This window comes from Streptomyces sp. NBC_01176 (genome assembly GCF_045039825.1).
Classification (GTDB): Bacteria; Actinomycetota; Actinomycetes; order Streptomycetales; family Streptomycetaceae; genus Streptomyces.
Genome location: NZ_CP108600.1, coordinates 7,664,244 through 7,676,939, shown reverse-complemented (window position 1 = coordinate 7,676,939; position 12,696 = coordinate 7,664,244). Strand labels below are relative to the sequence as shown.

Sequence of the window (12,696 nt, the reverse complement as noted above, 5' to 3'; positions counted from 1 at the left end):
GTGGACACCTCTCAGCCGCGGACGGAGATCTCCACTCCTGCGGCCGTGACCAGTGCGGACAGGGCCGAGAGGTCCTTCACCACCAGGTCCGCGTCCAACTCGGACGCCGTGTGGGTTGTGGCCAACGCCACGGTCGTCATGCCGGCCGCGCGGCCCGCCTGGAGGCCGGCCGGGGCGTCCTCGAAGACGACACAGCGGGCCGGGTCGGCGCCCAGCTCACGGGCGGCGAGCAGGTAGGGCTCGGGGTCGGGCTTGCCGCGGGTGACGTCGTCGGCGGAGATCAGGGTCTTGGGCCGGATGCCGACCTCGTCGAGCCGGGCCTCGGCCAGCCGCCGGGTGGCGGAGGTCACGACGGCCCAGCGCTCGGCGGGCAGCGAGCCGAGGAAGGCGGCGGTCCCGGGCAGCAGCAGGACTCCGCCGGGGACGTCCTCCACCTCCAGCTGCTCGATGCGGGCGAGAGCCTCGGGGACGATCTCGGCGGGCAGCAGGTCGGCGGCTATCTCGACGGCGGGGCGGCCGTGCAGCTCGATCCGGGCGAAGTCCTCGGCGGTGATGCCGTACTCCCGCGCCCAGCGCGTCCAGCAGCGGTTCACCGACGCGAGGGTCGAGACGAGGGTGCCGTCGTTGTCGAACAGCAGGGCATCAGCGTGGATCTTCATGCCCCCGACCCTACGGGGCGGCCGGGGGCGAGGGCATCGGGCCTTTTGGCCCGTAATAGGGTCACGGCATGCTTGATGCCCTGACGGTCGCGACCGCCGTCGCCGCGCTCGCGCTCGCCGCCTGGTGCGGCTGGGCCGCCTACCGTGATCAGCCCACCAAGGACTGGCACTTCATCGGCATGGCCGTGGTGTCGCTGCTGGCCGCGGTCCAGCTGGTGATCGGCATCGTCCAGCTGGTACGCGGCGAGAAGGCGGAGCAGGGCACGACGATCTTCGTGGCCTATCTGCTCGGAGCCTTCGCGTGCGTACCGGCCGTGGCCTTCATGTCGCTGGCGGAGCGCACCCGCTGGGGTTCGGCCACGGTGGCGGCCGGCGGCGTGGTGCTCGCCGTCCTCGAAGTGCGCCTGTACGACATCTGGGGAGGCTGACGTGACGAAGGCCGAGGTCACCGTGACCGAGGAAGAAGCGACCGGGCAGAAGCGGACGCGGCTCATCAGCGGTCCGGGCATGCTGCTGGTCTGGCTGTACGGCGTGATGGTCGTCGGCGCCGTGTCGCGCTCGGCCGTGCAGATCTCGACGGAGTTCGACAAGGCCCCGCTCGCCTACTCGCTGTCGGCGGTCGCGGGCCTCGTCTACGGCTTCATCACGTACTCGCTCGTCCGGGGCGGCGAGAAGGCCCGCAGGGCGGCGCTGGTGTGCTGCGCCGCCGAGCTCGCGGGTGTCCTGATCGTGGGTACCTGGACGCTGGTCGAGCCGTCCGCCTTCCCCGACGCCACCGTGTGGTCGGACTACGGCATGGGGTACCTGTTCATTCCGGTGCTGCTGCCGCTGTCGGCCATGTACTGGCTGCGCGGGCGCGCCGCGGGGAGCCGGTAGTCCGACCGCGGGCCGGCGGGGGTGCGGGCCACCGGCCGCCGGTCGCGTGCCTCCCGGCGGCCGATCGTGCCGCGTCCGCCGGGCGGGGGGTCACGCCGTCGTCGCGTAGGTCTCCGCGGGCTTCTCCAGCACGATCACGGTGACGCCGTCGTCGCCCTTCGACGTGCCGACCGTCTCGTAGCCCACGCTTCGGTACAGCCGCAGGTTGCCGCCGCCGCGCTGGCCGGTGTGGAGCTGGATCCTCTTCGCGCCGCGCTCTCCCACGAGGGCCGCTTCGGCCGCGCGCAGGAGCCGGGCACCGATCCCGTGGCGCTGCATGCGCGGGTGGACGATGAGCTTGTTGAGCCGGGCGGTGCCGTCGGGGTCCACGGTTCCGCGGACCGAGGCCACCACCTCCTGCCCGAGCCGGGCCACCAGGACCGTACCGTCCGCCAGCTCCGCCCTGAGGGAGTCGAGCGGCTGTGTGAGCGGCTCGATGCCGTAGTCGCCGGAGAGCTCCGCCTCGCTCTGGTAGCAGAGGTACTGCAGCTTGAGGATCTGCTCTGCGTCCTGGTCGGTCGCCCCCGAGATGGTCACGCTCATGCCCATGTGTGCATGCCTCCCGCTCACTTGTTCCACCGGTTGTCCCCCACTCCTATCCCCGCGGTCCGTGGGCCGCAACCACCGGTGCCAGCAATCTCCGCAGACATCCCAGGCATCTGGAACGTTCCGGACCGAGGCTGCCCTGTGAGATACCCAACTCACCTGCGATCTCGCGGTAGGTGAGGTCCTGTGGGGAGAGCAGCGCCGCCACGAGGTGCGGGCAGCGGCCGGGCAGCCTGCGCACCGCGTCGTGCAGGGCGCGGCGGGAGTCGGCGGTCATCGCGCGCTGCTCGGGGCCGGCCCCGCCCGGCTCGGCGGGTTCGGAGCCGTACGGCTGTTCGCGGCGGGCCGTGCGGCGGGCGCGACGGGCCTCGGAGCGCACCGCGCGGCGCAGCCATCCCTGCGGGTCGGTGGGCGGCCCGGCCGAGTCGAGGCGCTCCAGGAGGCGCAGCCAGACGGCCTGTTCGAGGTCGCTCTGCTCGGTCCCGGTGGCGTGCGCCTCCGCCGAGGCCTCGGCGGCGAGCAGCGGACGCAGCGCGGAAACCATCTCGTGGGTCATGTGCGGCGGGACGCGGCCGCCCCGGCGGAAGGTTGCCGGGGCGGCCGGGTGTCACCCCATCGGGGCGACGGGTTCATCCGTTGACGAAGTCCTCGCGGGCGAGCAGCGCGGTGTCCGCGTTGTCGGAGAAGACGCCGTCGATGCCGGCGGCGAAGTAGGTCCGGAAGGCGCCGAACGCGTCGCCGTAGGCGTTCGGGTCGATGCCGCGGCGGAAGTCCGCGGGCAGGAAGACGTTCTCGTTGCGCATGGTGTACGGGTGCAGGATCAGGCCCGCGCGGTGCGCGTCGGCGACCAGGGTGGTCGGCGTGGCGAGGGCGCCGTTCGCGTCCTTGGGGATGACCAGGTCGAGCGTGGGGCCGATGCCCTGGGCGTACGAGGCCATCCACTTCAGACCCGCGGGCTTGACGAGGTCCGCGACCGTGCGCGGGTCCCCGGTCGCGACGAAGTCCCAGGGACGGGTGTTCGCGGCGGAGAGCAGGACGACGAGCGGGTTGTCGACGAGCTTGTCGAGGCGCTGGATGCTGGTCGGCTCGAAGGACTGGATGATGACGGGCGAGTTCTTCCCGTCCTTGCCGTGCTTGCGCAGGATCGTGGCGAGGCGCTCCTCGAGGCCCAGACCGAGCGCCCGGAAGTAGGTGGGGTGCTTGGTCTCGGGGTAGATCCAGACCTGCTTGCCGCGCTTGCGGGTCTGCTCGTCCTGCCAGCGGAGCACCTCTTCGAAGGTGGGGATCTCCCAGCGGCCGTTGTAGAGGGTGTTGTTCGGCCGGTTGCCGGGGATGCGCTCGACGGCCCGCAGGGTCTTCAGCTCGGCGAGCGTGAAGTCCTCCGTGAACCAGCCGGTGGTGGGGACGCCGTCGAGGGTCTTGGTGGTCTTGCGGCCGGCGAACTCCGGGTGCGCCGACACATCGGTCGTTCCGCCGATTTCGGGCTCGTGCCGGCAGACGAGGTGACCGTCCTTGGTGGGGACCAGGTCGCCGGCCTCGACGACGTCGGCCCCCATGTCGAGGGCCAGCTGATAGGAGCCGAAGGTGTGTTCGGGCCGGTAGCCGCTGGCCCCGCGGTGGCCGATCACGGTCGGCTTCGGCAGACTCCGGTACCCGCCGCCGTGACCGCCGCCCCCGTGACGCTCGTCGGCCCGCGCCGCGCCGGACAGTCCGAGGACCGCTCCGCCCGCGCCGAGCACGGCGGCCCCGAGCAGTGCCCGCCGCCCCGTGCCCCGGTCCTGCCCGTTCGACTCCTGCGACTCCTGCGTCCCCATGTGCACTCCTCTGCGTACCCGCCCTGCACCTGTCAAAGCGGGTCGATCGTAGGGGCCCCCGCGTGACGGGAGGGAGACCCGCGGCGGAACACCTGGGCTCCGCCCGATGTCGTCCGGGAGGCGGGTGGTGACGGATCGTCGGACGGGGCGGCGAACGGGGGAGCCTTGAGCCGTCCGGGGGCGACTTCCGTCACATCGTGTCGAACGGGTGACACGTGCTCGTCCGCAGGCCACGGCAGGTAAACATTGGTCAACACTGCGTATCCGGACGGTGAACCCGATGTGCAATCACCCGGGAGCCGCGAGTATCGTCCTCACCTGCACAGACTCATACCGAATCCCTTGACACCGGAGGGCCCGTTGTCCCGCTTCGTGCTCATCAAGGCAGTGCTCGGACCGATCATGCGCCTGATGTTCCGCCCACGGGTGGAGGGCGTGGAGCACATCCCGGGCGACGGTCCGGTCATCCTGGCCGGCAACCACCTCACGTTCATCGACTCGATGATCCTGCCCCTGGTCTGCGACCGGCAGGTGCTCTTCATCGGCAAGGACGAGTACGTCACCGGCAAGGGGTTCAAGGGCCGTCTCATGGCCTGGTTCTTCACCGGCGTCGGCATGATCCCGGTCGACCGCGACGGCGCCAACGGCGGTGTCGCGGCGCTGATGACCGGCCGTCGCATCCTGGAGGAGGGCAAGGTCTTCGGCATCTACCCGGAGGGCACCCGCTCCCCCGACGGCCGTCTCTACCGGGGCCGTACCGGCATCGCCCGCCTCACCCTGATGACCGGCGCGCCGGTCGTCCCGTTCGCGATGATCGGCACCGACAAGCTGCAGCCCGGCGGTGCCGGGATGCCGCGTCCCGGCCGCGTCACGGTCCGCTTCGGCGAGGCCATGGAGTTCTCCCGGTACGAGGGCATGGACCGGGACCGCTATGTCCTGCGCGCCGTGACCGACTCGGTGATGACCGAGGTCATGCGACTGTCGGGCCAGGAGTACGTGGACATGTACGCCACGAAGGCGAAGGCCGCGTAGGCACGCGGGCAGCCGCGCCGGCGAAGGATCCTCCGCCGCCGCCGCGACAGGCGACGTTCACCCGGGTGAGCGTCGCCTGTCGTCGTTCTGGACCCCGTCGTTGTGGACCGTCGTTTCTGGACCGCGTCGTTTCTGGACCCGGTCGTTCCGGCCCCCGTCGTCCTAGACCCCGGTCTCCAACTTCTGTCCCTTCAGCAGGAACCATGCCGCTGCCGCCGTGGCGAGCAGGACCACCGCTCCGAGGCCCGAGGCGAAGGCCAGGCCCTCCACGAAGGACGTACGGGCCGCGTCCAGCAGGGCCTGTGAGGTGTGGGCGGGAAGCGTCGCGGCCGCCTCCACCGCGCCACCGAGGGACTCGTGAGCCCCGGCCGGGGTGCCCGCAGGCCCGGTGAACCCCGCGTACACGCCCGTGACGACGGAGCCCAGCAGGGCGATGCCGAGGGCGGCGCCGAGTTCGTACGCCGTCTCGGAGACCGCGGAGGCCGCGCCGGCCTGCTCCTTGGGCACGCTGGAGAGGATCACGTCGGCGGTGACCGTGAACGAGAAGCCCGCTCCGACGCCGACCGCCAGCAGCGCGGTACCGAGCAACGAGTAGCCGGTGGACTGGCTCAGCACGGTGAGCGCGGCGAGCGCGAGACCGACCGCGGCGAGTCCGCCGGAGACCACGGCACGCACCGAGTACCGCCGGGCGGCCGAGCCCGCGACCAGGCCCGCCCCCACCGCACCGACGGCGGCGGGCAGTTCGGCCAGACCCGCCTCGAACGGTCCCCTGCCCTGCACCAGTTGCAGATACTGCGAGAGGAAGAAGACGAGCCCGGACATCCCGAAGACGGTCAGCAGGTCGGCGGCCACGGCCGCCGAGAAGCCCCGGTTGCGGAACAGCCGCATGTCCAGCAGCGGTATCGGCATGCTCAGCTGGCGCCGTACGAACCCGAACAGGGCCCCGGCACCCAGCAGGCCCACGGCCACCGGCTGCCAGGCGAACCCGTGCATGGCCAGTTCCTTCACCGCGTACACGATGCCGATCATGCCGACGAGCGAGAGCGCGACGCTGGCCAGGTCCCAGGGGCCGGGGTTCGGGTTGCGCGACTCGGGCAGCAGCTTGATGCCGACGGGCACGAGGACGAGCATCACGGGCACGTTGATCAGGAAGACCGAGCCCCACCAGAAGTGTTCGAGCAGGAAGCCGCCCACCACGGGACCGACCGCCGTACCGGCGGACGCCGTGGCACCCCAGATGCCGATGGCGAGGCTGCGCTCGCGCGGGTCGTGGAAGAGGTTGCGGATCAGGGCGAGCGTGGCGGGCATCAGGGTCGCGCCCGCGACACCGAGCAGCGCCCGCGCCAGGATCATCAACTCCGGTGTCGTGGCGTAGGCGTTGAGCACGGATATCGCGCCGAACGCGGTGGCGCCGATCAGCAGCAGCCGCTTGCGGCCGATGCGGTCGCCGAGGCTGCCCATGGAGACGAGCAGACCGGCGATGACGAAGGAGTAGACGTCGCCGATCCACAGGAGCTGGGTGCCGGAGGGCTCCAGGTCCTCGCTGATGTACGGGGTCGCGAGACCGAGCACGGTGGCGTCGACGGCCACCAGCAGTACGGCGAGAACGAGGACCGAGAGCGCGAGCCAGCGGCCCGGTCGCTTCTCCGCCTTCGCCGCGTACTCCCCCGCCTTCCGGGCTTCGTCCGAGCCGGGGACACCCCCGTGCCGCAGGGTGCTGGTCATGATCACTCTCTCCGTAGCGCGCCGCCGAGCAGCAGCTCGACGATCATGAAGGTGAAGTCCTTGGTGGCGACCCGCCCCTCCAGCACCGCCCAGGCGCCCGAGGCGATCAGCCCGTAGAGCGCCTCGGTGAGCCAGGCCGGGGTGAGGTCGATGCGGAATTCGCCGCTGTCCTGGCCGCGCCGGAACAGCGCGGCGATACGGGCGTCGAGCCGGGCCCAGCCCTCGTTCTGCCCCTCGCCCTCGAACAGCTGGTTCTCGGTGTAGAGGAAGGCGAGAAGTCCGGCGGCCTTCTCCAGCTCGTTCACCAGCCGGCGCAGCGCCTCCTGCGCGGTGCCGTCGTCGAGGCGGGCGGCGTCCAGGGCCGCCTCGCACTCGTCGATGCCGAGCGCCTCCAGCGCCCGTACGAGCGCGTCGCGCCCGGCGAACTGGCGGTGCAGCGTGGCCCGGCTGATCCCGGCCGCCCTGGCCACCTCGTCCATGGTGGCGGTGGATCTGCGGGTGAGGAGGGCGGCTGCGCTGCGCAGCACGTGGTCACGGTCGACAGCCATGAGACAAGGATAACCCATGTGAGACACCAGTGTCTCATTAGGAGCGTGCACGTCTCACGCACGCCGTACTCGACGGGTGGTCAGTGCCAGGGCAGCCGCGCGCGACCGTCCCAGTAGGCCCGCGGCTCCTCGGCGAGGGCGTCGAGGCGGGCCAGTCGGTCCTCGTCGAGATCGACGACTGCGGCGTGCAGATTCGAGGCGAGCTGGTTGGCGGTGGCCGCGCCGGAGAGGACGACTCCGGCCCAGGGCCGGCACAGCACGAAGGCGAGGGCGACCGCGTCCGCGCCCAGCCCCGTCTGCGCGGCCACGGCGGCGACCGCGTCCGGCGCGTGTCCGGTGGCGAGGCGGCCGTTGGCCATGGCCTCCTTGACGATCACCGTGAGTCCGGCGTCGTGCGCCTCGGCGAGCGCGGGCGCGGCCGAGGTCTCCAGGACGTTGTACGTGGACTGGACGGTACGGAAGAGGGGCGCGCCGTCGACCGTCACGGCGAGGGCGGCGCGGATCGCGTCGGCCTGCGCCGGACCGCTCGTGGAGAAACCGATGGTGAGCCCTCCGGCCGCGGCTTCGGCGAGCTCGGCGTGGAGTTTCCGGTCGGTGAGGGCGGGGCTGTCCGGGGTCACCGAGTGGATCTGGTAGAGGTCGAGCCGGTCACCGAGCAGCTCCGCGGTCTCGGCGCGCTGCCGCTCGTAGGTGGCGAGGCCGTGGTCCTTGACCTCGTGCGCCTCGGCGTCGGTGCGCCAGTCCGCCGTGTAGGTGTAGCCCCACTTGCTGCCGACCACGACGTCGTCGACGCCGGGACGGGAGCGGAGCCAGTCGGCGAGGAACTCCTCGGAGCGGCCGTACGAGCGGGCCACGTCGTAGTAGCGCACGCCCTGGGCGTAGGCGGCGTCGAGGAGTTCGTGGGTGCGCTCGCGCAGGGCTTCGACACTGCGTACGGCCGGGAGGTCGTCCTCGCGGCCGAGGTTGATGTAGCCGGGGCGGCCCACTGCGGCCAGGCCGAGCCCGATGTGCGCGGTGGGAGTCGTGGCTGAGGCGAGGCGGGCGAAGGGCATCGCGGGCTCCGTTTCGATCGGCTCCGTACGGCTTCCGACCAACGTAACCCGCGACACCCCTGTCCCACCGGACCCGCTGCCTCTTCTGCCCGGCGCTGCCATTTCCTGTCCGATACCGCTCGGACCTGTCCGGCGCCGCTCGCCCTTGCCCGGCGTTGTCCGTACTCGACCGGGGGTTGCCTCGCGTCCGGCGCGACCGCTCCCGGCCGGCGTTACTTCTTCTGCTTCGCCTTGGCCCAGGTGTGCTGGGCGGTCACGTCGGACCGGATCTCCGCGAGCTGCACGGCGACCGCGCTCGGCGCCGTACCGCCACGGCCGTCGCGGGAGGCGAGCGCGCCCGGCACGTTCAGGACGGACCGCACCTCGGGCGTCAGGTGCGGGGAGATCTTCGCGAACTGCTCGTCGCTCAGACCGTCGAGTTCGATGCCCTCGGCCTCGGCGACCTTCACGCACTCACCCGCGACCTCGTGCGCGACACGGAACGGCACGCCCTGCCTGACCAGCCACTCGGCGATGTCGGTGGCGAGCGAGAAGCCGGCCGGGGCCAGTTCCTCCATCCGCTCGCGGTGGAGGGTGAGGGTGGCCATCATGCCGGTGAAGGCGGGGAGCAGGACCTCCAGCTGGTCGCAGGAGTCGAAGACCGGCTCCTTGTCCTCCTGGAGGTCGCGGTTGTACGCGAGGGGCAGTGCCTTGAGCGTGGCCATCAGGCCCGTCAGGTTGCCGATGAGGCGCCCCGACTTGCCGCGTGCCAGCTCCGCGATGTCCGGGTTCTTCTTCTGCGGCATGATCGACGAGCCGGTGGAGAACGCGTCGTGGAGCGTGACGAAGGAGAACTCCTTCGTGTTCCAGATGATGACCTCCTCGGCGATCCGGGAGAGGTTCACACCGATCATCGCGGTGATGAAGGCGAACTCGGCGACGAAGTCGCGGGACGCCGTGCCGTCGATCGAGTTCGCGACCGAGCCGTGCTCGAAGCCGAGGTCCTTGGCGACCGACTCCGGGTCGAGGCCGAGGGAGGAACCGGCCAGCGCGCCCGACCCGTACGGCGAGACGGCCGTGCGCTCGTCCCACTGGCGCAGGCGCTCGGCGTCCCGGGACAGCGACTGGACGTGTGCGAGGACGTGGTGCGCGAAGAGCACGGGCTGCGCGTGCTGGAGGTGGGTGCGGCCGGGCATCGCGACGTCCGGGTGGGCCTCGGCGAGGCCGATCAGCGCGTCCTGGAGGTCGGCGACCAGGCCGCCGATGATCCGCGCGTGGTCGCGCAGGTACATCCGGAAGAGGGTCGCCACCTGGTCGTTGCGGGAGCGGCCCGCGCGCAGCTTGCCGCCGAGGTCGGGGCCGAGGCGCTCCAACAGGCCGCGTTCCAGGGCGGTGTGGACGTCCTCGTCGGCGATGGTGCCGACGAAGGAACCGTCCGCCACATCGGCTTCGAGCCGGTCCAGGCCGTCGAGCATCCGGGTCAGCTCGTCGTCCGTGAGGAGGTCCGCCTTGTGCAGCACGCGCGCGTGGGCACGCGATCCGGCGATGTCGTAGGGCGCGAGCCGCCAGTCGAAGTGGACGGACGCGGACAGCTTGGCCAGGGCCTCGGCGGGACCGTCGGCGAAACGGCCGCCCCAGAGCCGTACGTCACCGCTGTTGCTGCTCACTTGCGTTGCTCCTCAAAGATGGCGGTGTGCGGCCGCCTCCGCACCCAGGAACGTGAGGAGGCGGCCGTCAGGCTGGTGCGTGCGGGGTGGTCCTCGGTGTCACCCCAGGTCGCGCTTGGCGGCGATCTTCGACGACAGGCTGTAGATGTCGATGAAGCCCTTGGCGGCCGCCTGGTCGAAGGTGTCGCCCGTGTCGTAGGTCGCCAGGTCGAAATCGTAGAGCGAGGTGTCGGAGCGCCGGCCGGTGACGACCGCGCGGCCGCCGTGCAGGGTCATCCGGATATCGCCGTCGACCTGCTGGCTGGCCTCGTCGATGAAGCCGTCCAGAGCGCGCTTGAGCGGGGAGAACCACTGGCCGTCGTAGACGAGTTCGCCCCAGCGCTGCTCGACCTGCCGCTTGTAGCGGGCCAGTTCGCGCTCGACCGTGACGTTCTCCAGCTCCTGGTGCGCGGTGATCAGCGCGATCGCGCCCGGAGCCTCGTACACCTCGCGGGACTTGATGCCCACGAGCCGGTCCTCGACCATGTCGATCCGGCCGATGCCCTGGCCGCCGGCCCGCTCGTTGAGCAGCTGGATGGCCTGCAGGACGGTGACGGGCCTGCCGTCGACGGCGACCGGTACACCCGCCTTGAAGGAGATGACGACCTCGTCGGCCTCGCGGGGCTCGGCCGGGTTCGCGGTGTACTCGTAGATGTCCTCGATCGGCGCGTTCCAGATGTCCTCGAGGAAGCCCGTCTCGACGGCCCGGCCGAACACGTTCTGGTCGATGGAGTACGGGGACTTCTTGGTGGTGGCGATCGGGAGCCGCTTCGCCTCGCAGAAGGCGATCGCCTTGTCGCGGGTCATCGCGTAGTCGCGGACCGGGGCGATGCACTTGAGGTCGGGGGCGAGGGCGACGATGCCGGCCTCGAACCGCACCTGGTCGTTGCCCTTGCCGGTGCAGCCGTGGGCGACCGTGGTCGCGCCGTGCTTCCGGGCGGCCGCGACGAGGTGCTTGACGATCGTCGGCCGGGAGAGCGCGGAGACCAGCGGATAGCGGTCCATGTACAGGGCGTTGGCCTTGATCGCCGGGAGGCAGTACTCGTCGGCGAACTCGTCCTTCGCGTCCGCGACCTCGGCCTCGACGGCACCGCAGGCGAGCGCGCGCTTGCGGATGACGTCCAGGTCCTCGCCGCCCTGGCCGACGTCCACGGCGACGGCGATCACCTCGGCGCCCGTCTCCTCGGCGATCCAGCCGATGGCGACGGAGGTGTCCAGACCGCCGGAGTAGGCGAGTACGACGCGCTCGGTCACGGGATTCTCCTTCACAGTGCATCCGCTGGTATGCATGAGTATGCAGTAGTCCGCATGATTCGTCAATCAAGGCTCACCCGCGCGGGTGCCGGACCGCCCCGGACCGGACACGCCGGAGCAATTCCTTAGACAGGCGAAGGATCTTGCTCAATAATCGTTAGACATGGGAAAGACCTACGAACGCATCGACGGTCGGCTGCGCACGTTCATCGAGGCCCAGCCCCTCTTCTTCACCGCGACCGCGCCGCTGTCCGCGGACGGCACGATCAACCTCTCCCCCAAGGGCATCACCGGTTCGTTCGCCGTGCTCGACGAACGGACCGTGGCCTACCTCGACTTCGCCGGCAGCAACGCGGAGACCATCGCGCATCTGCGGGAGAACGGCAGGATCACCCTCATGTGGTGCGCCTTCCAGGGACCGCCCAACATCGTCCGGGTGCACGGCCACGGCGAGCCCGTCTTCCGTGACGACCCCCGCTTCAAGGAACTGCTCACGCACTTCCCCGGCGTCGACCCCACCCCGCACGGCCTGCGCGCGATCATCGTCGTGACGGCCGAACTCGTCCGCGACACCTGCGGCTACGCGGTGCCCTTCATGTCGTACGACGAGGACCGCGACCTGCACGCCAAGCGCTTCGCCCGCGAGGACGACACCTCCCTGAACACCTACTTCACCAAGAAGGAGCACATCGCGACCAGCCTGGACGGCCTACCCGGGCTGCCGCTCCCGCTGCCGCCCACTACCGTCTGAGCCATGCGCCTCGGAGCCGTCGCCCTCGCGTCCGCGTCCCTTCTCGCCCTCGCCCCGAGCGGGCCGCCGCCGCTCCCCGGACAGCTCGCGGACACCGGCGGCGGCAGCCAGCTGATCACGGCACAGGCGCCGCGCGCCGACGCGACGTCGGGCACGCTCACCTGGTGGGACCGGCGGGACGGGCACTGGGTGAAGGCCGGGTCCGCGGCGGCGCGCTTCGGGGCCAGGGGGCTGGTCGAGGGCGGCTCACGCAGACAGAGCACGAACACGACACCCACCGGGCTCTACGGCCTCCCGTACGCGTTCGGCATCCGGAAGGCGCCGGACGGCACCCGCGTCGCCTACCGCCGGGTGCGCCAGGAGTCCTGGTGGTGCGAGGACATCGGGTCCCGCTCCTACAACCGCTGGACCGAGCCCCGCCCCGCCGACTGCCGCGCCACCGAGTCCGAGCACCTGATCACGTACGACCCCCAGTACGCGTACGCCCTCGTCGTCGGCTTCAACTACGACAAGCCGGTACGGGGTCGCGGCGCCGGCATCTTCCTCCATGTCGACGGGCGCGGGGCGACCGCCGGCTGTGTGTCGGTGCCGTTGGACGCCATGCGGCGGATCCTCGCCTGGGTCGATCCCTCGCGAGCGCCCCACATCGCGATCGGAACGGACGGCGGAACGACCGCGATCACGAGGTACTGACCGCCGGGGAGACAGCGGGCAC

Annotated in this window: 14 protein-coding genes; 5 read left to right on the top strand and 9 right to left on the bottom strand. The window is 71.1% G+C overall.

Annotation, left to right across the window (positions count from 1 at the left end; genetic code table 11):
• Nucleotides 1–11: 11 nt before the first annotated feature.
• A complete protein-coding gene (locus OG199_RS33295; RefSeq protein WP_401802706.1) occupies nt 12–659 on the bottom strand; it encodes an HAD family hydrolase in 648 nt (215 codons plus the stop codon).
• A 68-nt stretch (nt 660–727) separates the two neighbouring features.
• On the opposite strand from OG199_RS33295, the gene OG199_RS33290 reads away from it, so the two are divergent.
• Both OG199_RS33290 and OG199_RS33285 read left to right on the top strand, forming a co-directional pair.
• Complete coding sequence (locus tag OG199_RS33290; protein ID WP_356801652.1) at nt 728–1,087, top strand: hypothetical protein; 360 nt, start codon at nt 728–730, stop codon at nt 1,085–1,087.
• Between the two features lie 79 nt (nt 1,088–1,166).
• A complete protein-coding gene (locus OG199_RS33285; protein WP_356801679.1) occupies nt 1,167–1,535 on the top strand; it encodes a hypothetical protein in 369 nt (122 codons plus the stop codon).
• A gap of 90 nt (nt 1,536–1,625) precedes the next feature.
• Here OG199_RS33285 and OG199_RS33280 read toward each other — a convergent pair whose 3' ends face one another.
• From OG199_RS33280 to OG199_RS33270, 3 genes are all read right to left on the bottom strand, one after another.
• Complete coding sequence (locus OG199_RS33280; RefSeq protein ID WP_401802709.1) at nt 1,626–2,123, bottom strand: GNAT family N-acetyltransferase; 498 nt, start codon at nt 2,121–2,123, stop codon at nt 1,626–1,628.
• Between the two features lie 46 nt (nt 2,124–2,169).
• Nucleotides 2,170–2,676, bottom strand: coding sequence for a sigma-70 family RNA polymerase sigma factor (locus tag OG199_RS33275; protein WP_405832582.1), 507 nt, complete (start codon nt 2,674–2,676; stop codon nt 2,170–2,172).
• A 73-nt stretch (nt 2,677–2,749) separates the two neighbouring features.
• Entirely contained in the window at nt 2,750–3,934 is a 1,185-nt protein-coding gene (locus OG199_RS33270; protein WP_405832580.1) for a glycerophosphodiester phosphodiesterase, read from the bottom strand.
• A gap of 342 nt (nt 3,935–4,276) precedes the next feature.
• Between OG199_RS33270 and OG199_RS33265 the strand changes: the two genes are divergently transcribed.
• Nucleotides 4,277–4,966 (top strand): 1-acyl-sn-glycerol-3-phosphate acyltransferase, encoded by a 690-nt coding sequence (locus tag OG199_RS33265; RefSeq protein WP_266697787.1) that lies wholly within the window; start codon nt 4,277–4,279, stop codon nt 4,964–4,966.
• Between the two features lie 162 nt (nt 4,967–5,128).
• Here the strand turns inward: OG199_RS33265 and OG199_RS33260 are convergent, their stop codons facing one another.
• From OG199_RS33260 to OG199_RS33240, 5 genes are all read right to left on the bottom strand, one after another.
• Entirely contained in the window at nt 5,129–6,691 is a 1,563-nt protein-coding gene (locus OG199_RS33260; protein WP_405832578.1) for an MFS transporter, read from the bottom strand.
• 2 nt (nt 6,692–6,693) lie between these two features.
• The gene (locus OG199_RS33255; protein ID WP_266697790.1) at nt 6,694–7,239 is read right to left on the bottom strand and encodes a TetR/AcrR family transcriptional regulator; all 546 of its coding nucleotides are present in this window, start codon (nt 7,237–7,239) and stop codon (nt 6,694–6,696) included.
• A gap of 80 nt (nt 7,240–7,319) precedes the next feature.
• Nucleotides 7,320–8,291 (bottom strand): aldo/keto reductase, encoded by a 972-nt coding sequence (locus tag OG199_RS33250; RefSeq protein ID WP_401802717.1) that lies wholly within the window; start codon nt 8,289–8,291, stop codon nt 7,320–7,322.
• A gap of 212 nt (nt 8,292–8,503) precedes the next feature.
• Nucleotides 8,504–9,937 (bottom strand): argininosuccinate lyase, encoded by a 1,434-nt coding sequence (argH, locus tag OG199_RS33245; protein WP_405832576.1) that lies wholly within the window; start codon nt 9,935–9,937, stop codon nt 8,504–8,506.
• Nucleotides 9,938–10,036: 99 nt separating this feature from the next.
• Nucleotides 10,037–11,230, bottom strand: coding sequence for an argininosuccinate synthase (locus OG199_RS33240; RefSeq protein ID WP_401802722.1), 1,194 nt, complete (start codon nt 11,228–11,230; stop codon nt 10,037–10,039).
• A 163-nt stretch (nt 11,231–11,393) separates the two neighbouring features.
• Between OG199_RS33240 and OG199_RS33235 the strand changes: the two genes are divergently transcribed.
• Both OG199_RS33235 and OG199_RS33230 read left to right on the top strand, forming a co-directional pair.
• The gene (locus OG199_RS33235) at nt 11,394–11,981 is read left to right on the top strand and encodes a pyridoxamine 5'-phosphate oxidase family protein (RefSeq protein ID WP_356801667.1); all 588 of its coding nucleotides are present in this window, start codon (nt 11,394–11,396) and stop codon (nt 11,979–11,981) included.
• A gap of 3 nt (nt 11,982–11,984) precedes the next feature.
• Nucleotides 11,985–12,674: a L,D-transpeptidase gene (locus OG199_RS33230; RefSeq protein WP_405832574.1), complete on the top strand. Its 690-nt coding sequence runs from the start codon at nt 11,985–11,987 to the stop codon at nt 12,672–12,674.
• The last annotated feature ends 22 nt before the right edge of the window (nt 12,675–12,696 follow it).

What these genes read in the sequence shown, in the direction of transcription:
- OG199_RS33285 (WP_356801679.1), top strand. Translation starts at nt 1,167, where the DNA reads ATGCTGCTGGTCTGGCTGTACGGCGTGATGGTCGTCGGCGCCGTGTCG.
- OG199_RS33280 (WP_401802709.1), bottom strand. Translation starts at nt 2,123, where the DNA reads ATGGGCATGAGCGTGACCATCTCGGGGGCGACCGACCAGGACGCAGAG.
- OG199_RS33250 (WP_401802717.1), bottom strand. Translation starts at nt 8,291, where the DNA reads ATGCCCTTCGCCCGCCTCGCCTCAGCCACGACTCCCACCGCGCACATC.
- OG199_RS33295 (WP_401802706.1), bottom strand. Translation starts at nt 659, where the DNA reads ATGAAGATCCACGCTGATGCCCTGCTGTTCGACAACGACGGCACCCTC.
- OG199_RS33275 (WP_405832582.1), bottom strand. Translation starts at nt 2,676, where the DNA reads ATGACCCACGAGATGGTTTCCGCGCTGCGTCCGCTGCTCGCCGCCGAG.
- OG199_RS33255 (WP_266697790.1), bottom strand. Translation starts at nt 7,239, where the DNA reads ATGGCTGTCGACCGTGACCACGTGCTGCGCAGCGCAGCCGCCCTCCTC.
- OG199_RS33290 (WP_356801652.1), top strand. Translation starts at nt 728, where the DNA reads ATGCTTGATGCCCTGACGGTCGCGACCGCCGTCGCCGCGCTCGCGCTC.
- OG199_RS33235 (WP_356801667.1), top strand. Translation starts at nt 11,394, where the DNA reads ATGGGAAAGACCTACGAACGCATCGACGGTCGGCTGCGCACGTTCATC.
- OG199_RS33260 (WP_405832578.1), bottom strand. Translation starts at nt 6,691, where the DNA reads ATGACCAGCACCCTGCGGCACGGGGGTGTCCCCGGCTCGGACGAAGCC.
- OG199_RS33270 (WP_405832580.1), bottom strand. Translation starts at nt 3,934, where the DNA reads ATGGGGACGCAGGAGTCGCAGGAGTCGAACGGGCAGGACCGGGGCACG.
- OG199_RS33230 (WP_405832574.1), top strand. Translation starts at nt 11,985, where the DNA reads ATGCGCCTCGGAGCCGTCGCCCTCGCGTCCGCGTCCCTTCTCGCCCTC.